This is a genomic window from Sulfoacidibacillus thermotolerans (genome assembly GCF_003144315.1).
GTDB lineage: Bacteria > Bacillota > Bacilli > Alicyclobacillales > SLC66 > Sulfoacidibacillus > Sulfoacidibacillus thermotolerans.
Window position 1 is genome coordinate 26,689 of record NZ_MPDK01000005.1, and the last position, 18,628, is coordinate 45,316.

Here is an 18,628-nt window from a genome sequence, read left to right on the forward strand (position 1 = left end):
ATGAACACCTGTCGGGAGGAGGGGTTTTATGCATCCATTAATTCGTGAGATCGCTTCTGAACAATTGCGCAGTGATCTTCCAAAGTTTCGTCCTGGTGACACGATTCGCGTTCATGTGAAAGTACGAGAAGGTTCGCGGGAACGGATTCAGGTATTTGAAGGCGTCGTTATCAAACGTCGCGGTACAGGGATCAGTGAGACGTTCACTGTACGTAAGATTTCGTATGGGGTAGGTGTAGAGCGAACATTTCCTTTCCATACTCCAAAGATTGACAAGTTAGAAGTTGTCCGTCGCGGGAAAGTTCGCCGTGCAAAATTGTATTATCTGCGCAATTTGCGTGGTAAGGCAGCTCGTATTAAAGAGTTGCTGTAGGCAACTGAACAAACCGGGGACTTGGAAAAACCAAGTCCTCGCTTTTGTATGTGGAGGTTACAAAGTGAGTATTCAATGGTTCCCAGGTCACATGGCAAAAGCGCGCAAAGAAGTTCTCGAACAATTAAAATTGGTCGACGTGGTACTCGAAGTTGTCGATGCGAGACTGCCGAATTCTAGTCGTAACCCCATGATGGAAGAGCTTACCCGTGCGAAGCCTACTGTGCGTGTGCTCGCAAAAGCTGATTTAGCGGATGACGAAGTGACCCAGCGCTTTTTAGCGTTTTGGAATCAGGGAGAAGCGTCTCGAGCCGTCGCGGTTAATATTTTAAAGGGAGACGGAGTATCAGGGATATTACGTGCTGCGCGGGAGGTCACTGTTCCCACCTTTAAAAAATTAGAAAAGAAAGGGATCCGTAGAAAGACAATTCGCGCGATGGTCCTCGGTATACCGAATGTCGGGAAATCTTCTCTCATTAATCGTCTTGTCGGAAAAAAAGTGGTGAAAACGGGAGACCAGCCAGGAATCACTCGTCAACAGCAATGGATTCGAACAGGAAAAGAGTTTGAGTTGCTTGATACGCCAGGAATTTTATGGCCAAAATTCGAAGATCCTGATGTCGCGAAACGACTTGCATGGTCTGGGGCAATTAAATCATCTTTACTGAAGGTAGACGAATTGGCGAAGGATCTACTTTTGTGGTTAGCTACAAATTATCCGGATGAATTGTCTAAGCGCTACAATATTACATTAGATGAACAGGATCCAGAGATTTTATTGACTCAAGTTGCACTGAGTCGGGGAGCACTTGCGCAAGGCGGAGTGCCCGATACGCTGCTTGCTGCAGAATTGCTTTTGCGTGATGTACAATCCGGTTTAGTTGGGAAAATCTCGTTTGATCGTTTATGATCGTACGTCTTTGCGGGCTGTGTGAACTGGGTGTGGGGGTTTTCGCGATGAAGGTAAAACGGGCGTTGCAAATGGAAAATTTATGTACACAAGCTTATTTGTACGATCAAATGGCACGCAGAGAATTCGGCCCTTTTCTATGTGGGATCGACGAGGCGGGAAGAGGACCATTAGCAGGGCCGGTGGTTGCCGCGGCAGTCATTTTACCGGATACGTTGAACCAGGAATGGATTTATGATTCGAAAAAGCTAAAGCCAGCTGAGCGTGAGGAACTTTATCAGGTTATCGTGGAACGCGCCCTTGCTCATGGCGTTGGAGTTATTGACCATACATACATTGACCAGTACAATGTGTTGCAGGCGACTTATGAGGCAATGCGCACGGCACTGCGTCAAGTGGCGACAACCATGCCACAAATTGACATGGTTATGGTCGATGGTGCAACCATCCCGAATGTACAATATTTGCAGCGAAAGTTGATTCGTGGGGATCACTTAAGTCAATCGATTGCAGCTGCTTCTATTGTAGCGAAAGTAACGCGTGATCGGATCATGGAGAATTATTCGAAAATATTTCCGGATTACGGATTTGAAAGACACATGGGCTATGGTACCCCTGAACATTTACAGGCACTTGCACAATTTGGCCCAAGTCCAATCCATCGATTAACTTTTGCTCCAGTTAAAGCGGCAGTAGAGCGGTCTGCATCTAGTAGTAAGTGCGGTGACCGACGTAAGGAGACGGGAAGGCAAGCTGAAAATTTAGCAATTTCCAACCTCCTTGAAAAGGGTTATCACTTACTTGTGCAAAACTGGCGCTCTATGTTTGGAGAGATCGATGCGATTATGAAAGATGGGGATACCCTTGTTATTGTTGAGGTGCGGTCGCGAGTAGGGTATTGTAAGGAAAGAAATCTGAGCACGGCGGCTGAATCAATCAATGGTCAAAAGCAACAAAAATTGCGTCGGCTGGCCGAAGCTTATTTGCAACAAGTATCTAGTTTTAATCAAGTTCGTTTTGATGTGGTTGTCGTATCGTTTAAGGAGAATGCCAAAGAGGCACAGATTGAACATTATATATCTGCGTTTTAATGTTCGCACAAAAGGAGAGATAGCCAATGCAATGGTGGTTTTTGGTAATCGGATTAATTGTCGGGCTTGTTGCTGGGTTTTTCTTAGCCGCTTGGTATCTTCGCCGCAGTATGGCGAATATGGAATGGGAAGATAAGGACATTGCACAAATGGCCAAGCGCATGGGTATGAATTTAAATCCGCGCCAACTACAGCTTGTTAAACAACAGATGAAAAAAGCGAGCGCAAAACCTGCTCCACTATTTGGAGGTGTAAAGAAGAAGAACTCAAAGCGTGAGCCAGCGAAAAAACGTTAAATCTGTGCGTGTAGGTTCACCTCCTCTTCATAAAATGATGGTTTTACAGGTAAACATGAACAGAGTTCAGACGATTCACGTTCGCAAGGAAAGCGCATGAAGAATGTATGGAATGCGCTTTTTTGTATATTCATAGCCTAATTCTGCGACAGAGGCTAGGCGCGGAAAATCGAGAGCACCAATAGGGCCGACTGGGGGTGCTAGAAATAAATCGGCTTGTAGTGCACTTAGTGCAGCATGTCTACCAAGCCCAATATTGATTACTTGCTGTGCTAAAGTTCGCGCTTTAAGAAGTAATTTTCCGCGTAATCGTAAAAATGGCGTGATCGTATCTACTGCAATTACAAGATCTGCTCCCATTGTACGCACAGGCAAAACAGGGCAATTATCTACCAGCCCACCATCTGCAAGAATCATTTCATTAAATTCGATGGGCTGAAAGACAAATGGAATGCTAATACTTGCACGGATTGCTTTTGCAAGTGAGATATCAGTAATTGTTTCCCAAAGCGGAAAATGAAACTCATCTGCAATTCCTCGGACATTTGGTGCAATACACGGATGAGATGAGAAGATCACTTCGCGTCCCGTTTGCAGGTTTGTCGCTGCAATTGCGAGGGGAATGCGCACATTGCTCATAGACTGTTCTTGTACAGCAGATCGGATAAATTGATATAAGCGGTCGCCGCGGAGCAATCCACCAGGGTATTTTCTCGTAAAGATGCGAGGCAATAGTGTAAAATCTATGTCGATGTGCCGCCGCGTAAGAGAAGGAAGCAGGCGCAACATATCGCTTGTAGTGACTCCAGCTGCGTAAAGTCCCGCGACCATGGCACCACTGCTTGTTCCGCCGATCAAATCGATGGGGATCTGTGCCTCTTCTAATGCGCGCAGCACGCCAATGTGAGCGCCGCCAGACGCACCTCCACCAGCTAGTGCTAATCCGATTTTCATGGCACAGCTCCTCATGCGGAAAGTGTATGACCATTGCTCAAATAAAGTATAGCCAATGTACGCTTTTCTCTCTACACTTGCTTCATGGGAAAAACTGTGCCTTTTTCATCAGTGAATAGAGTATGATGTGATCAGGTATAGGATCGATATTGTAGCGCTTCAGCAACATGTTCGACGCGTACGATGATACTATGTTCAAGGTCAGCAATGGAGCGAGCAACCTCAGTAATTTTTCGGAGGCTGCGGTTTGACAAATGTAAACGATTTGCTGCTGAAAGGAGTAGGTCTTGACTCGCCTTATCAAAAGCAAACATAGACCATACCGTTTCTTGAGGAAAAGAAGAATTTGTAAAATGCGAACTGCTTTCTCTTTCGTTTTTAAACTCAATGGCTTCTTGTACCATCACACGCATGACTTCAGACGATAATTCATTTGTTCCTGTAAAATTACTCCACGCTGTTTGCGGTGTGGGCGTAACCCATAAAGTCATATCGATGCGGTCAAGAACGGGCCCGGAAATTTTTGCTCGATATCGATCGATGTCACGGATACTACAACGGCAATGGTGTATTTTAGAAGAATATCCATGATAGCCACACGGACAGGGATTCATGGCTGCTATAAAATAGAAATTACAAGGGAAAGTCATTGTATACGAAGAACGACTTACTGTAATTTTTTTAGCTTCCAAAGGCTGACGCAATCCTTCAAGTGCTTTTCTTGAAAACTCGGGAAGCTCATCTAAGAAAAGTATGCCGTGATGCGCTAAAGAAATTTCACCGGGGCGAGGTTGGGAACCTCCTCCTAAGAGTCCTTGTGCGGTGATGGTATGATGTGGAGAGCGAAATGGACGTTTTGGTTGTTCTGGAAGTGAGAAGCCTGCAATACTGTATATGTGTCTGAGTTCAGCGTACTCAATTCGCGTGAGGTTTGGTAAAATAGAGGCAAAACGTTCTGCAAGCATACTTTTTCCGGATCCTGGTGGGCCATAGAGTAAAAGATGGTGCCCTCCAATTGCACTGATTAACATTGCTCGTTTGGCATGTTCTTGTCCTACGATGTCATGAAAATCCGGAAATTGGTCATCTAATTGGCTTATTATTTCATGACGAGGAGTTTTTGCACCAATTAATACACTACTTCGGGGAGTGTTTAAGTCGTCTCTGTGGATGGCATGTCCCTTTAGTATTTGTACAGTCTCAAGTAAACTGGCGATTTGAACGGTTAAAATCGAATCGCAAGGAGGATCGAATTCTATCCCCTCTGTAATTGGGAAAATGATTCGTTCAGCCCCAAGATCAGATGCACATTTGACTGATGCGTATAATCCTTTAAAAGTCCGCACGCTGCCGTCTAAAGCAAGTTCGCCAAGCAATACCGTTGTATGTGGGATCGGCGCCAGTTGTTCTGATGCAATCAAGATGGCAATTGCAATCGGAAGGTCTAACCCACTTCCCTCCTTTTTCCAATCAGCCGGAGTTAAGCTTACTGTAATCCGGCTGCGTGGCCAAGTAAAGCCACTATTAACTAGGGCGGCACGCACACGTTCTTTTGCTTCGCGAATTGAGGATGCAGGAAGTCCAACCATCTCAAAGCTAGGTAGGCCAGTTTGCACATCCGTTTCTATGCCAATGACTAATCCTTCAATACCATAAAGAGCAATACCATACGTAACAGCATACAAAAGAAACACCTCGAATTTCGCAGAATATAAAGCGCAGCTAGGAATTTGGAGACAAGACTGAGCTTGCGATTCTGGTCGATGTGCATCCTTTTGTCTGTTGTATAACACAAGACCACATTCACACTCATCTCGATCACAGCCAGGGAAAAGGGGGAAACGTTTACGCCGATTTTTTGCGTCAAACATTCTAACCCTTTTCCATCCCAGCCAATCAAGTTTTTTCGTGTTGTGTGGTCATTTTACGAGATTAATTTGTATGTTGCCATTAACTTTAGGATTGTGGTTGTAACAATTGACTCTGTGAGTGAACTTTATGCAATTTGATTAAAGCTGCTTTGATCTCTTCAATCCATTCAAGATCATTAATTTGTTTTGCAAAATTCCATACGTCAAGCATATGGTCAATTTGTTCTTTCGTGACGATAGGATGTGCAGGGCCTTCAAACAGTGGATACTCTGCGATGATCGCTTGTAGTTTTTCCTTGCTGATCACGTCGTAGATACTCGCTTGTTTTACTCCGTCGGTGTCGCAATAGTGTGTGTACATTGTCACGTCGAACTCAACTTCGGGAGCGACAACCGTGTGTCCGCAAGTCTGGCAATACAGGAAGGGAACATCGGTGATCTGCGCGCCCCCATCTGTAGTAAGTGGTGCTAATCGTAATGTCATCGTAGTGCCGCAACAGAAATCCATACAACTTCCCCTCCCCTTTTTTGTATTATAACAGGCTTTGCATGAATTACAATGTGATAGATGCGAAAAAACAAAAAAATTAGATTTTTAATTGGAATAGATTAGAAATGGAGAAAAATCATCTTATTGAATCGATCAGGAGAGGAATACATTTGTATATTGCAAACTATTGGAAGAGAGTAAAAAGCCTGCCGCCAGATATGTTGCGATTTCTTTGGACGGATGGAATCTATGGTTTTTCCATTGGAGTCATTGGTGTCTTATTCAATTTGCATTTAACCGCGTTGGGTTATCATGCAACCGCAATTACTTGGATCACTTCGATAAATCCCATTGCAACAACTGTTCTTTCGGTATTGATGGGTGGTTTAGCCGATCGTTTTGGACGCACGCGCATGTTGGTCTTAGGTACGACACTTCTTGCGTTTGGAGCGTTATTACTTCCTGTATTTTCAAGTTTTGCATTAATATGTGCAGCTCAACTACTCTTCTCAATTGGGCAAGCGATGATTGGTGCAACTGAATTCGCGGTTGTGGCAGCTTATGTATCTGAAAAAGAGCGGGATTTTGCGATTTCCTTAATTTTCGCCAACTTTATGCTGATGATCGGGGTGGGAAGTATTGCAGGAGGGTGGCTTCCTCACTGGTTGCCACAAATGCGCACACCGTATGAATCAACTTTGTTACTCAGTGGATTAATTTTTTGTATTGCTCCGCTTGCTCGGCGCAAACTAAAAGCTGTAGGAGAAGCGGGAATCTCCCGCGATATACACGGAGGATTCCTTAGGCCATCACGACCTGTTGTGTTTTACAGTGTATTTGCGTTCCTGTCGGGCCTGTCGTATGGGTTGGTCATGCCTTATTTAAATTTGATCTTAGCCGGCCAATTCGGCTTATCTGTCACTATGATTGGAATTGTGATGGCAATTAACGAGTTCGCATTGTTTCTCGGTTCATTTATGACTCCTTGGGTACTTGATCGTTTTTCTGTACATCGAGCGTTAGGACCACTTTTATTTTTTGCTTTTCTCGTCAATTTTGCTTTGTCTATTCATATTGACTTGATCGTGTTTGTTATCTTATTGGCTTTACGTTCCTTGGTAAACATGATGTACGCCCCTGCAATTGATAGTTTAGCATTGGGGGTGGTAACAGATATGGAAAGAACGATCATGCAATCTTATAGAGGATTCATGAGGGGGATTGGAAATATTGTGTCTGTATGGTTTGGGGGTGAGTTGCTAACATTTAAAATGTATGGATTTTCATTTGCAATAACAGGACTGATTATTTTGGGGATGACTGTCTTTTACAGACGAGGATTAAAAGGGATTGCCTCTGTACCGATGTCATCAACGTATGAGTAAGATCTGGTTCCGCAGATTAAAACAAAGTCTTATTCAGTGAAAATCGAGTTGAATTCCGCCACTTAGTAGTCTATCTTTTAAGTTGTGCAAATGGACCTGGATTCCTTCGGGTGTGATCACTAAAGGAATCCGAAACAGGTTGGGAGGAAGCATCGTGAATATTCATGAATATCAAGCCAAAATGGTTTTGCGCAAATATGGCGTAGCAGTTCCAGAAGGGGAAGTAGCATTTACTCCTGATGAAGCGGTCAAAGTCGCTGAGCGATTTGGTGGACGGGCTGTCGTTAAAGCGCAAATTCATGCAGGGGGTCGCGGGAAGGCTGGAGGCGTAAAGCTTGCAAAATCATTGGATGAAGTCCGCACCTATGCAAAAGAATTATTGGGCAAAACATTAGTCACTCATCAAACGGGACCAGAAGGGAAAGTGGTTCGTCGACTTTTAATTGAATCCCTTACAGATATTAAAAAAGAGTATTATGTAGGGGTTGTGGTAGACCGTCAAACTGGGCGTGTAGTTATGATGGCTTCAGAAGAAGGCGGTATGGAAATTGAGGAAGTTGCGGCTAAAAGTCCAGAAAAGATTTTTCGGGAAGTAATTGATCCTGCAGTTGGACTTCGTCCCTATCAAGCCCGCAAACTCGCATATGCCATACATATTCCAAGCGAACTCATAAACAAAGCTGCAGCGTTTATGGTGGCACTTTATCGTGCGTTTGTGGATAACGATTGTTCCATTGCGGAAATTAATCCGCTTGTCGTTACAGGCGATGGGAATGTGTTGGCGTTAGATGCGAAGCTAAATTTCGACGATAATGCGCTTTTTCGTCACAAAGATATTGTGGAATTTCGCGATTTTGAAGAAGAAGATCCACGCGAAGTCGAGGCTTCGAAATTTGATCTCAGTTACATTGGTCTTCAGGGAAATATTGGATGCATGGTGAATGGTGCGGGACTTGCTATGGCAACGATGGATACCATTAAGTATTTTGGTGGGGAACCAGCAAATTTCCTTGATGTAGGTGGCGGTGCTTCTGAGCAGAAGGTGACAGAAGCGTTTAAAATCATCCTTTCTGATTCTGGAGTTAAAGGAATCTTGGTCAATATTTTTGGCGGGATTATGAAGTGTGATGTCATTGCAAATGCTGTCGTTGCAGCAGCTCGGCAAGTGGGAATAGATCGTCCACTGGTCGTGCGTTTGGAAGGAACAAATGTGCAACTCGGGAAAGAAATTTTAAATAAATCAGGGCTTGACATTGTTGGTGCGGATTCCTTGGCGGAGGCAGCACAAAAAATTGTTGAACTCGTGAAGTAGGAGGAGTATCTCATGAGTATTTTAGTGAATAAAGACACGCGTGTCATTACCCAAGGAATTACAGGTGCTACCGGTTTGTTTCATACGAAACAGGCAATTGAATATGGAACAAAAATGGTTGGCGGAGTGACCCCTGGAAAAGGTGGAACACTCGTCGAAGGGGTTCCCGTTTTTGATACTGTAGAAGCGGCTGTAAAAGAGACTGGAGCGAATGCCTCCGTCATTTATGTTCCCCCTGCATTTGCCGCAGACGCGATCTTAGAAGCCGCAGACGCTGGGTTAGAACTCGTCATTTGTATCACAGAAGGTATCCCTATTCTTGATATGGTTACGGTGAAGCGTTACTTAGAGGGAAAAGGGACGCGATTGATTGGCCCGAATTGCCCAGGAGTCATCACGCCAGAAGAGTGTAAAATAGGAATTATGCCTGGTTATATTCACAAACGTGGACATGTGGGCGTAGTTAGTCGCAGCGGAACTCTTACGTACGAAGCTGTGTATCAATTGACCGTTCAAGGCGTGGGACAATCGACTGCAGTTGGTATCGGTGGCGATCCTGTGAATGGGACAAATTTCGTAGACATTTTGAAAATGTTCAATGAAGACCCGGATACGGAAGCTGTCATCATGATTGGTGAAATTGGTGGAACGGCCGAAGAGGAAGCAGCAAAATACGTAAAAGAACACATGAAAAAACCTGTAGCAGGATTTATTGCTGGTCGTAGCGCTCCTCCCGGCAAGCGTATGGGGCATGCAGGTGCAATTATTTCTGGTGGGAAAGGGACTGCGGAAGAGAAAGTGGCTGCAATGGAGGCTGCTGGAATTCGAGTGGCAAATACCCCCTCTGAAATGGGCTCTACACTTGTAAAAATGTTAGAAGAACGCAATCTGTTGGAAAAATGTCGTTCTTAATGTGAATCAAATCGCTTTCATCGTTTATCGATGCTTGTGCCGACTTCATTTGAAGTCGGCATTTTTTAGTACAAAGTTTACAATTCAGCATTCTTTTTAGCAATAGGAGTGGTGTTTTAGGAAGTAAACATGGGACAATGTTGACACTGGGGGCTTCTGTGAGGGGTGTTACCCAATGCGGGTGAATCAGCTGTTGTATTGGCTTTCTTTGCTTGGAGTAAAGGGGATTGGACCACGTAAAGCATGGAAGATACACTCGAAAGTTTCAACATTTGAAGAGGCACTCACAATGACGAACCAGGATTGGTCAGCGTGTGGGTTATCTACTAGTCAATCGGAGGAATTACATGCTGCATTAGTACTGAAAAGGCATTACAAAAATGCTGAAAGGATCATGATGGGGTATCAGTTTGTTTTAATAGATGACCCCGAGTACCCTGGTTTATTGCGCCATATAACCACACCTCCACCCATTTTATTTTATAAGGGTCAGTTTCGCGAACTGACAAAGAGTGTTGCGGTAGTTGGCACAAGAAAATGCACGACATATGGGAAGAATGTCGCTTTTGCAATAGCACGTTTGTTGGCTTATGGAGAATATGGTGTTGTTTCTGGTTTGGCCCAAGGAATTGATCAAGCGGCGCATGAAGGTGCGCTCGAAGCGGGTGGAGTGACGTTTGCTGTACTAGGTTCTGGGATTGACTATATTTATCCTAGGCAGAACCAGTTGTTGGCAGATCGGATTTTGGCTAACGGTGGTGCGGTGGTAAGTGAATTTCTACCTTGGACTGGTCCGGAGCGTCATCGTTTTCCCATGCGCAATCGGATCATTAGCGGTCTGTCTCAGGCTGTTGTTATCGTTGAGGCGGGAGTGCGCAGTGGGGCACTTATTACAGCGGATTTTGCGCTTGAGCAGAATCGCGAGGTCTATGCCGTTCCAGGATCAATTTTTAGCTCGGCATCTGCTGGGACCAATGCATTGATTGCCTGTGGTGCCATACCACTTATACATCCTGCAGCGATGATGACTGAGTTTGTCACGCCTGAAAAGAATATGGAACGTATTGCACATGAGTGGGAAGCTAAAGAGAGTGATACAAAGGAAGAAGTCGTTTTAGCACGTCATATTGTCCATGAGTTGCAGGCAGCACCCATGAGAATCGAGGAACTTATAAATTCACTTAGGAAGAGCGGTTTTTCAATGAAGTTAATTCAAACTTCAATTGCTCAAATGGAAGTGTCAAATGCCATTCAGCGAACGGATGATGGGCAGTATGTTTTAGTGGGGAATTCACACGAATAGTAGATCAGGAATTTACAGAGAGGATGATTGTCAACCTCTTTTTCAAAGGATTTGCATACTCTTAGAGGAGAGTGATAAGATGTGGTGAACTTAGGGAGGCGAGGAGGAGAACGATGGCAGACTATCTCGTCATCGTCGAGTCGCCAGCAAAGGCTAAAACCATTGGGAAATATCTTGGGGCTCGATACGTGGTTAAGGCGTCAATGGGGCATGTGCGCGATTTGCCCAAAAGCCAACTTGGTGTTGATGTTTCACATCACTTTGAACCGAAATATATTACGATCCGCGGAAAAGGCGATGTATTAAAACAATTGCGCGAGTCAAGCAAAAAAGTAAAGGCGGTCTATCTTGCCGCCGACCCTGATCGAGAAGGCGAAGCGATCGCATGGCATCTTGCGCAAAGTCTTGAAATTGATCCGAATCAGCCATGCCGTGTCGTTTTCAATGAAATTACTAAACAAGCAGTAAAAGAAGCGTTTAAACACCCGCGTAAAGTGAATATGGATTTAGTACATGCGCAACAGGCACGACGCATCCTCGATCGTCTTGTGGGGTATAGGATTAGTCCACTCCTATGGAAGAAAGTGAAGCGTGGGCTTTCTGCTGGGCGGGTACAATCTGTTGCTGTTCGACTGGTTGTCGATAGGGAGCGTGAGATTCGCGCCTTTGTTCCTGAAGAATATTGGACAGTGACGGCATTTTGTCAAAGTAATGGAGAAAATTTTAAAGCACAGTTTCATGGGTATGGAAAAAATAAGGTGGAATTGCATTCCGAGCAAGAGGTTGCAGAACTTCTTTCACGCCTTTGCGAATCTTAATTTGTTGTAAAAAGTGTAAAAGCATCAGAGCGCAAACGCAATCCTGCTGCTCCTTTTATTACGAGCAGTCTACAGCAAGAAGCCGCTCGTAAATTATCTTTTCGCTCGCAAAAAACGATGGCTGTAGCTCAGCAATTGTATGAAGGGGTGGAATTGCCTGCAGAAGGGGCTGTAGGTTTGATCACATACATGCGCACAGATTCTACACGCATTTCTGAAACAGCCATTGCTGAGGTGCGAGAGTATATCAAAAACGTTTACGGCGATGTATATGTACCAGAAAAACCACGGGAATACAGTGTAAAGAAAAATGCTCAAGATGCGCACGAAGCGATTCGTCCGACGTCAGTCAAACGGCATCCAGATGATCTAAAAGATGTGCTATCGCGCGATCAATTACGTCTTTACCGATTGATTTATGATCGGTTTGTTGCTAGTCAAATGACATCAGCCATCCTAGATACTCTCAGTGTAGATTTGGCTGCGGGAGATGCTATTTTTCGAGCGACAGGTTCCAAAATCAAATTCCCGGGATTTATGAAAGTTTATACCGAATCAACAGATGATCAGCAAGATGAGCAAGGCTATTTGCCGGATCTGACGGTGGATCAAGTTCTTGTTCCGCGTCCCACATTAAAACCGGAACAACATTTCACCCAACCACCTCCCCGGTATTCAGAAGCTCGACTGATCAAGGCGATGGAGGAACTTGGTATTGGTCGACCGAGTACATATGCTCCTACGGTAGATACCATTCAAAAAAGGGGCTATGTGTTACTTGAAGAAAAACGATTTGTACCTACAGAGTTGGGCGAAATTGTAGTCGACTTGCTCAAGGAATTTTTTCCGACCATCGTGGATGTTGATTTTACAGCGCAATTGGAAAAACAGCTTGATCAGGTGGAAGAAGGAGAAAGTGATTTTGTTCAAATGCTCGAGCAATTTTACAGTGGCTTAGAAGGCTATCTTGAAGTTGCGGAAAAAAGTATGGAGCATGTGCAACTTGAAGAAGAGTATGCTGATGAGTACTGTGAAAAATGTGGTCGTCAGATGGTATATAAACATGGTCGATTCGGAAAATTTCTCGCGTGCCCTGGATTTCCTGAGTGTCGCAATGCTAAGCCGATTGTAAAAGAGGTTGGTGTAAATTGTCCGCGTTGTGGGAAGCCGTTGGTTGAGCGAAGAGGGAAAAAACGCAAAGTTTTCTATGGTTGTAGTGGATATCCTGAATGCAATTACGTGCTCTGGGATCAACCGACAGGGGAGTTGTGTAAATTTTGCGGAGAACCTTTAGTGCGAAAGCGTAAGGGGAAATCGAACCAAGATGTGGTAGCGTGTTCCAATCCGAATTGCCATTACGAGGAAGCGACAAACGATGCATAGATGCATTCGTGTGTTTGTACTGTAAAGAGGTGGATGAGGTGCAGATGTGGGATCGCGTTATTGTTATTGGTGCCGGACTTGCTGGCTCTGAAGCGGCTTGGCAAATCGCTCGCCGCGGGGTCGATGTAACACTTTATGAAATGCGTGGGGTGAAGTCTACGCCTGCTCACCGCGGTGCAGATTTTGCTGAATTGGTATGTTCAAACAGCTTGCGCGCGGCAGCATTAACAAATGCGGTGGGATTATTAAAAGAAGAAATGCGGCGACTTGATTCGTTGATTATGCGTGCCGCTGATTTACATGCTGTTCCTGCTGGTGGTGCTCTGGCGGTTGATCGCGAAGCTTTTTCACGCTTTATTACAGACACGCTCATTCATCATCCGCATATTACTGTAAAGCGAGAGGAAATCACAGAGTTGCCTGAAGGCCTTGTCGTTGTGGCGACGGGGCCACTGACAGCAGAACGGCTAAGCGAATCAATCTTATCGTTTACTGGGCGCGACTCACTCTATTTTTATGATGCTGCAGCTCCTATCATAGAACGTGACAGCATTGATGAAAGGATCGTTTTTAGGGCTTCACGATACGAGAAAGGCGATCCGGCTTACCTCAATTGTCCGATGACAGAAGAGCAATTTGATCATTTTTATGAAGCGTTAATTGTGGCTGAAGTAACAGAACTGAAAAATTTCGAAAAAGAAGTTTACTTTGAAGGTTGCATGCCTATTGAGGTGATGGCCAAACGCGGACGACAAACAATGCTCTTTGGACCCCTAAAACCAGTTGGTCTGATTGATCCGCGTACGGGACGACAGCCGTTTGCCGTTGTTCAATTACGTCAGGACAATGCGGCAGCGACGCTTTATAATATGGTTGGATTTCAAACACATCTTAAGTGGGGAGAACAAGCACGTGTTTTTCGCATGATCCCTGGGTTAGAGAATGCACAATTTGCGCGTTATGGCGTTATACATCGTAATACATTTATTAATTCTCCTGAAATTCTACACTCCACGTACCAGACAAGAAAGCGAGAGACGCTATTTTTTGCTGGTCAGATGACAGGAGTAGAGGGATATGTAGAGTCTGCTGCTTCTGGATTGGTTGCTGGGATCAATGCTGCGCGTTTAGCAAAAGGGGAGCAACCGTTTGTATTTCCCCAAACGACAGTGATCGGTAGCCTTGCACATTATATTACGCATGCAGAGGCATCCAATTTTCAACCTATGAATGCAACATTTGGGTTATTACCTCTACCGGATGAGAAGTTTCGAAGCAAAAAGGAAAAAAATGAAAAGATTGTGACGAAGGCGCTGGATACAATTCAGAATCTTATGCAGATCTTAGCTGTTTAGCTTGCGATATGAACTGTTTACGTGGTACGATACGAATGCTGACTTTTAAGATGCGTCTGGCGAACAAAGGGGCGAAACTCGATCGAATGTCCAACGCGCAAGCGCAATTACAAGTAGATTGGCAACGGGCGTTGCATGCGTTTGCTCAGTATCTCGAAGTTGAGCGCAATCTCTCTGGCCATACTGTTTCTGCCTATGTCCACGATGTGTTTGCATTTGCTATATGGGTTGGAGATTTGCCATTTAACGTGACGGCGACGATTATTCGAAAGTATTTGGCACAGCTTGTTGATCGTAAACTTAGCAAGCGATCCATCGCGCGTCAGATGAGTGCACTGCGATCCTTCTATCGGTTCTTAAGGACGGTTGAAGGTGCAAAGATCGCAGCGGTGGAATCAGTTCGCTCACCACGACTGGAAAAACGATTGCCATCGTTTTTGTATGTTGATGAAATGCTTGAACTGCTAAATGCACCAGATCTATCTCAGCCATTAGGAATACGTGATCGGGCTATTCTCGAATTTCTATACGCTTCAGGTGTGCGTGTCGCAGAATGTGTCGCATTAGATGTTTCGGACTTACGTGTTGAAAGTGGCTTAGTGTCTGTCATTGGTAAGGGCAATCGAGAGCGCATCGTCCTTTTTGGGACAGATGCAAAAAATGCAATGCGCAACTATTTGCAACTGTCAAGGCCGAAATTACTTCGCAAAGAGGAGCGTGCGCTTTTCTTAAACCACCGTGGAACGCGACTGAGCGATCGCTCAGTAAGGAGAATTGTAGATCGGTATGTTCAACAAGTTGCATTAAGTAAAAATGTCACACCGCACACTTTTCGTCATACATTTGCTACACATTTACTTGAGGGCGGAGCTGATTTGCGCGTCGTGCAAGAGTTGCTCGGTCATCAAAGCCTCTCTTCAACGCAAATATACACTCATACCGCAAAGGAACACTTAATGCGAGTATATGAATTATCTCACCCGCGCGCATAAGTGGAGGAGGGGATAGCAATGGCAGATTTCCACGCTACAACGATCTTTGCCATTAAAACGGCAACTGGCGGGGCAATGGCGGGAGATGGGCAAGTGACCTTCGGAAATGCCATGATCATGAAGAAGACAGCAAAAAAAGTGCGTAGATTGTATCGCGATCAGGTGATTGTAGGGTTTGCCGGGAGTGTCGCGGATGCGTTTGCACTTTCGGAGCATTTTGAGAAAAAATTAGAAGAGTATCACGGGAATGTCCCGCGTGCAGCGGTGGAATTAGCTAAAATGTGGCGAACGGACCGCATGCTAAGTAAACTTGAGGCAATGTTGATCGCTTTATCCAAAGAGCATCTGTTACTGATCTCTGGCACCGGTGAAGTAATTGAACCAGACGATGGCATTTGTGCAATTGGTTCCGGTGGCGGATATGCTTTGGCAGCAGGGCGTGCTCTCATTCGTCATGCTTCATTGACGCCAAGCCAAGTGGCGCGTGCGGCACTTGAGATTGCTGGAGAGATTTGTGTCTTTACAAATGATCAAATCGTCTTAGAAGAGATCTAGGGACCGGGGGAAATGCGAATGCAAAATTTAACTCCGACTCAAATCGTTGCGGAACTTGACAAATATGTCGTCGGTCAAAAAGAAGCAAAGCGCTCTGTTGCGGTCGCATTGCGCAATCGGTATCGACGTTCTCGTCTCTCTGAAGAATTGCGCAATGAAGTGACGCCTAAAAACATTTTGATGATTGGCCCGACGGGGGTTGGGAAAACTGAAATTGCCAGGCGAATTGCAAAATTGACGGGCGCTCCATTTATTAAAGTGGAAGCGACCAAGTATACAGAAGTCGGCTATGTCGGACGGGATGTAGATTCAATGGTTCGCGATCTAGTGGAAACATCAGTTCGCATGGTGAAAATTGAACGTTTACAAGAAGCTTCTGTCCGTGTTGACGATTTAGTCAATGAGCGTCTATTAGAAGCACTCGTTCCTAACCCGAATATAAATCGTTTTCGCAATCCACTAGATGTGCTCTATTATGGGAATCCTGATAAAAACGCGCGTGTGCCAGATGAGGTTGTCCGCCAAAGGGAGCAGTTGCGTCCAGATTTATTGGCTGGTCGATTGGAGTCGCGAGTCGTTGAGATTGAGATGGATGGTCCTCCTGCTCCTGCGCTTGAGATGATTCCTGGAATGGTTGCTGAAAACTTGGGGAATTTGCAAGATATGCTAGAGAGTTTTGCGCAACGACGAAAAAAGCATCGCAAATTGAAGGTTTCGGAAGCGCGAAAATTGTTAGCTCAAGAGGAAGCGCAAAAATTGATTGATATGGATGATGTCGTGAGAGAGGCAATCCGTCGCGCCGAAGAGAGCGGGATCATCTTTATTGATGAGTTTGACAAAATTGCAGTTCAATCAGGCGGTTCTGGTGGATTTGTATCTCGTGAAGGTGTGCAACGCGACATTCTTCCGATTGTTGAAGGATCGACGGTTATCACGAAGCACGGTCCTGTGAAGACAGATTATATGTTGTTTATTGCAGCGGGTGCTTTTCACATGGCAAAGCCGTCGGATTTAATTCCGGAATTACAAGGAAGGTTTCCGATCCGCGTTGAATTAGACAGTCTCACTGCAGATGATTTTGAGCGAATTTTGACAGAGCCCGAGCATGCGTTATTGACACAATACACCGCATTGCTTGAGACTGAAGGCATAGAGGTTCGCTTTACACCTGATGCAGTACGCACTCTTGCCGAGTTTGCTACAGAAGTGAATGCGAATACAGAGAATATTGGAGCTCGTCGGCTACATACGTTGGTCGAACGCGTCCTCGGTGATCTGTTGTTTGCTGCACCAGACATTGGCGAAACTGAAGTAGTGATCACACCTGAATACGTACGAGAAAAACTGGGCCGAATTGCTCAAAATCGCGATTTAAGTCAATACATTCTATGAACGGAGGAATATGAAATGGATTTATTAGCAAAAACAAGAAGAATTAATCGGTTGTTGCAACGTGCGGGACAGTTTGTGGATTTTGTAGAAATGGCTGAAGTGATGCGTGAGGTTATTGCAGCTAACGTGTTTGTTGTCTCTCGTTCGGGTAAAATTTTGGGGTATGCGATTGTTCACGAATTTGAGAAGTCTGTAACGAATGAAGAGGTCCTTTCGCAACGCGTATTCCCTCGGGATTATAATACCGATTTGTTGCGGCATGACGTAACTGCGGCGAATATCGATGACGAAAACCCGTTTTGTGTGTTTCCGGAAGCGATCACACAAATGTTCCCGCGCAAGTTTGTAACCATCGTCCCGATTATTGGTGGAGGTGAGCGCCTTGGAACTTTGATCTTGGCTCGCTTTAACTCTGAATTCACGGATGAAGACTTGTTGCTTGGTGAATACGGAGCTACTGTAGTTGGGATGGAAATTTTGCGTTCGCGGGCTCATGAGATGGAAGAGGAAACACGGGCGCGCGCAGTCGTGCAGATGGCAGTTGATTCGCTTTCTTTTAGTGAACTCGAGGCGATCGAACACATTTTTGAGGAACTAGATGGGCGAGAAGGGTTGCTCGTCGCAAGTAAAGTTGCGGATCGCGTAGGCATCACACGTTCAGTCATTGTCAATGCACTGCGCAAATTAGAGAGCGCTGGCGTAATCGAATCGCGATCGCTTGGGATGAAGGGTACGTATATTCGCATTCTCAATGATAAACTGTTGCCGCAATTGGATAAAGTTCGCAATCGGTAAACTGATCATCGTTTATGGGGATCATAAGTGCGGTTCCGTGTTCTCTGGCTAAAGTGAGCTTTTCATAAACAAGGAATTGCACATAAATCAGTCGCCTTCTCGGGTGTTAGGAGAGGGCGGCTTTTTTATGTCACTTGTATATGGATGGGGGGTCAGGCGCACGCTACATATGTTTATGATTGATTGAGGAGGGATTTCATGGCGCATCCAAATGGTCAAAATGATCGAGTGGGCAAACTAAAAGAAATCATTGCAAACACAGAACAAAACATGGAGCAAGCAGAAGAAATCCTGCAAACGCAAGCTCTTTCAGAGCAACAGCGAGAGCAACTGGAATTCACGAATTCCCATCGCCAAGCGAGTCTTCGTGAATTTAAAGAGGAATTAGATGAAGAATTTAAACATTGAGGCGATGTTGACGCGCCACTCACTCTTACTGTG

General features: G+C 45.0%; 17 protein-coding genes and 1 pseudogene. 15 read left to right on the forward strand and 3 right to left on the reverse strand.

The genetic code is table 11. From position 1 onward, the window contains the following. Window positions 1-28: 28 nt before the first annotated feature. From rplS to BM613_RS04380, 4 genes are all read left to right on the forward strand, one after another. A complete protein-coding gene (rplS, locus tag BM613_RS04365; protein ID WP_109429957.1) occupies window positions 29-373 on the forward strand; it encodes a 50S ribosomal protein L19 in 345 nt (114 codons plus the stop codon). Between the two features lie 64 nt (window positions 374-437). Continuing rightward, window positions 438-1,283 (forward strand): ribosome biogenesis GTPase YlqF, encoded by an 846-nt coding sequence (ylqF, locus tag BM613_RS04370; RefSeq protein ID WP_109429958.1) that lies wholly within the window; start codon window positions 438-440, stop codon window positions 1,281-1,283. A 47-nt stretch (window positions 1,284-1,330) separates the two neighbouring features. Next, complete coding sequence (locus BM613_RS04375; protein ID WP_181362883.1) at window positions 1,331-2,374, forward strand: ribonuclease HII; 1,044 nt, start codon at window positions 1,331-1,333, stop codon at window positions 2,372-2,374. Between the two features lie 26 nt (window positions 2,375-2,400). Continuing rightward, window positions 2,401-2,670 carry a YneF family protein gene (locus BM613_RS04380; protein WP_109429960.1) on the forward strand — a complete coding sequence of 90 codons (270 nt, stop codon included), beginning with the start codon at window positions 2,401-2,403 and terminating at the stop codon, window positions 2,668-2,670. A gap of 75 nt (window positions 2,671-2,745) precedes the next feature. Here BM613_RS04380 and BM613_RS04385 read toward each other — a convergent pair whose 3' ends face one another. The 3 genes from BM613_RS04385 to BM613_RS04395 all read right to left on the reverse strand — a co-directional run bounded on the left by BM613_RS04385 (window position 2,746) and on the right by BM613_RS04395 (window position 5,979). Beyond that, window positions 2,746-3,624 carry a patatin-like phospholipase family protein gene (locus tag BM613_RS04385; RefSeq protein WP_181362884.1) on the reverse strand — a complete coding sequence of 293 codons (879 nt, stop codon included), beginning with the start codon at window positions 3,622-3,624 and terminating at the stop codon, window positions 2,746-2,748. A 131-nt stretch (window positions 3,625-3,755) separates the two neighbouring features. Beyond that, window positions 3,756-5,318: a YifB family Mg chelatase-like AAA ATPase gene (locus tag BM613_RS04390; RefSeq protein WP_181362885.1), complete on the reverse strand. Its 1,563-nt coding sequence runs from the start codon at window positions 5,316-5,318 to the stop codon at window positions 3,756-3,758. A 262-nt stretch (window positions 5,319-5,580) separates the two neighbouring features. After that, window positions 5,581-5,979 carry a hypothetical protein gene (locus BM613_RS04395; RefSeq protein WP_146192763.1) on the reverse strand — a complete coding sequence of 133 codons (399 nt, stop codon included), beginning with the start codon at window positions 5,977-5,979 and terminating at the stop codon, window positions 5,581-5,583. 176 nt (window positions 5,980-6,155) lie between these two features. On the opposite strand from BM613_RS04395, the gene BM613_RS04400 reads away from it, so the two are divergent. From BM613_RS04400 to BM613_RS04450, 11 genes and pseudogenes are all read left to right on the forward strand, one after another. Next, window positions 6,156-7,370 (forward strand): MFS transporter, encoded by a 1,215-nt coding sequence (locus tag BM613_RS04400; protein WP_181362886.1) that lies wholly within the window; start codon window positions 6,156-6,158, stop codon window positions 7,368-7,370. A gap of 154 nt (window positions 7,371-7,524) precedes the next feature. After that, on the forward strand, window positions 7,525-8,682 hold the full coding sequence (sucC, locus tag BM613_RS04405) for an ADP-forming succinate--CoA ligase subunit beta (RefSeq protein ID WP_109429965.1): 1,158 nt from the start codon (window positions 7,525-7,527) through the stop codon (window positions 8,680-8,682). A 12-nt stretch (window positions 8,683-8,694) separates the two neighbouring features. After that, window positions 8,695-9,594, forward strand: a complete 900-nt coding sequence (sucD, locus tag BM613_RS04410; RefSeq protein WP_109429966.1) for a succinate--CoA ligase subunit alpha — start codon at window positions 8,695-8,697, stop codon at window positions 9,592-9,594. Window positions 9,595-9,769: 175 nt separating this feature from the next. After that, window positions 9,770-10,897: a DNA-processing protein DprA gene (gene dprA, locus BM613_RS04415; RefSeq protein ID WP_109429967.1), complete on the forward strand. Its 1,128-nt coding sequence runs from the start codon at window positions 9,770-9,772 to the stop codon at window positions 10,895-10,897. Window positions 10,898-11,010: 113 nt separating this feature from the next. Continuing rightward, window positions 11,011-13,098 (forward strand): annotated as a pseudogene (gene topA, locus BM613_RS04420) (type I DNA topoisomerase). A 44-nt stretch (window positions 13,099-13,142) separates the two neighbouring features. Beyond that, window positions 13,143-14,453: a methylenetetrahydrofolate--tRNA-(uracil(54)-C(5))-methyltransferase (FADH(2)-oxidizing) TrmFO gene (gene trmFO / locus BM613_RS04425; RefSeq protein ID WP_181362894.1), complete on the forward strand. Its 1,311-nt coding sequence runs from the start codon at window positions 13,143-13,145 to the stop codon at window positions 14,451-14,453. Between the two features lie 35 nt (window positions 14,454-14,488). Next, window positions 14,489-15,445 (forward strand): tyrosine recombinase XerC, encoded by a 957-nt coding sequence (gene xerC, locus BM613_RS04430; protein ID WP_342767152.1) that lies wholly within the window; start codon window positions 14,489-14,491, stop codon window positions 15,443-15,445. A gap of 18 nt (window positions 15,446-15,463) precedes the next feature. Then, window positions 15,464-16,000: an ATP-dependent protease subunit HslV gene (hslV, locus tag BM613_RS04435; RefSeq protein ID WP_109429968.1), complete on the forward strand. Its 537-nt coding sequence runs from the start codon at window positions 15,464-15,466 to the stop codon at window positions 15,998-16,000. A gap of 12 nt (window positions 16,001-16,012) precedes the next feature. Next, entirely contained in the window at window positions 16,013-17,392 is a 1,380-nt protein-coding gene (hslU, locus tag BM613_RS04440; protein WP_109429969.1) for an ATP-dependent protease ATPase subunit HslU, read from the forward strand. Window positions 17,393-17,407: 15 nt separating this feature from the next. Further along, window positions 17,408-18,187 (forward strand): GTP-sensing pleiotropic transcriptional regulator CodY, encoded by a 780-nt coding sequence (gene codY, locus BM613_RS04445; RefSeq protein WP_109429970.1) that lies wholly within the window; start codon window positions 17,408-17,410, stop codon window positions 18,185-18,187. Between the two features lie 198 nt (window positions 18,188-18,385). After that, complete coding sequence (locus BM613_RS04450; protein ID WP_109429971.1) at window positions 18,386-18,595, forward strand: hypothetical protein; 210 nt, start codon at window positions 18,386-18,388, stop codon at window positions 18,593-18,595. Window positions 18,596-18,628: the final 33 nt, after the last annotated feature.

Excerpts from the sequence above, each read along its gene's own strand:
- rplS (WP_109429957.1), top strand. The coding sequence starts at position 29 with ATGCATCCATTAATTCGTGAGATCGCTTCTGAACAATTGCGCAGTGAT.
- BM613_RS04375 (WP_181362883.1), top strand. The coding sequence starts at position 1,331 with ATGAAGGTAAAACGGGCGTTGCAAATGGAAAATTTATGTACACAAGCT.
- BM613_RS04380 (WP_109429960.1), top strand. The coding sequence starts at position 2,401 with ATGCAATGGTGGTTTTTGGTAATCGGATTAATTGTCGGGCTTGTTGCT.
- BM613_RS04385 (WP_181362884.1), bottom strand. The coding sequence starts at position 3,624 with ATGAAAATCGGATTAGCACTAGCTGGTGGAGGTGCGTCTGGCGGCGCT.
- BM613_RS04395 (WP_146192763.1), bottom strand. The coding sequence starts at position 5,979 with ATGACATTACGATTAGCACCACTTACTACAGATGGGGGCGCGCAGATC.
- sucD (WP_109429966.1), top strand. The coding sequence starts at position 8,695 with ATGAGTATTTTAGTGAATAAAGACACGCGTGTCATTACCCAAGGAATT.
- dprA (WP_109429967.1), top strand. The coding sequence starts at position 9,770 with ATGCGGGTGAATCAGCTGTTGTATTGGCTTTCTTTGCTTGGAGTAAAG.
- trmFO (WP_181362894.1), top strand. The coding sequence starts at position 13,143 with ATGTGGGATCGCGTTATTGTTATTGGTGCCGGACTTGCTGGCTCTGAA.
- xerC (WP_342767152.1), top strand. The coding sequence starts at position 14,489 with ATGCTGACTTTTAAGATGCGTCTGGCGAACAAAGGGGCGAAACTCGAT.
- hslV (WP_109429968.1), top strand. The coding sequence starts at position 15,464 with ATGGCAGATTTCCACGCTACAACGATCTTTGCCATTAAAACGGCAACT.
- hslU (WP_109429969.1), top strand. The coding sequence starts at position 16,013 with ATGCGAATGCAAAATTTAACTCCGACTCAAATCGTTGCGGAACTTGAC.
- codY (WP_109429970.1), top strand. The coding sequence starts at position 17,408 with ATGGATTTATTAGCAAAAACAAGAAGAATTAATCGGTTGTTGCAACGT.
- BM613_RS04450 (WP_109429971.1), top strand. The coding sequence starts at position 18,386 with ATGGCGCATCCAAATGGTCAAAATGATCGAGTGGGCAAACTAAAAGAA.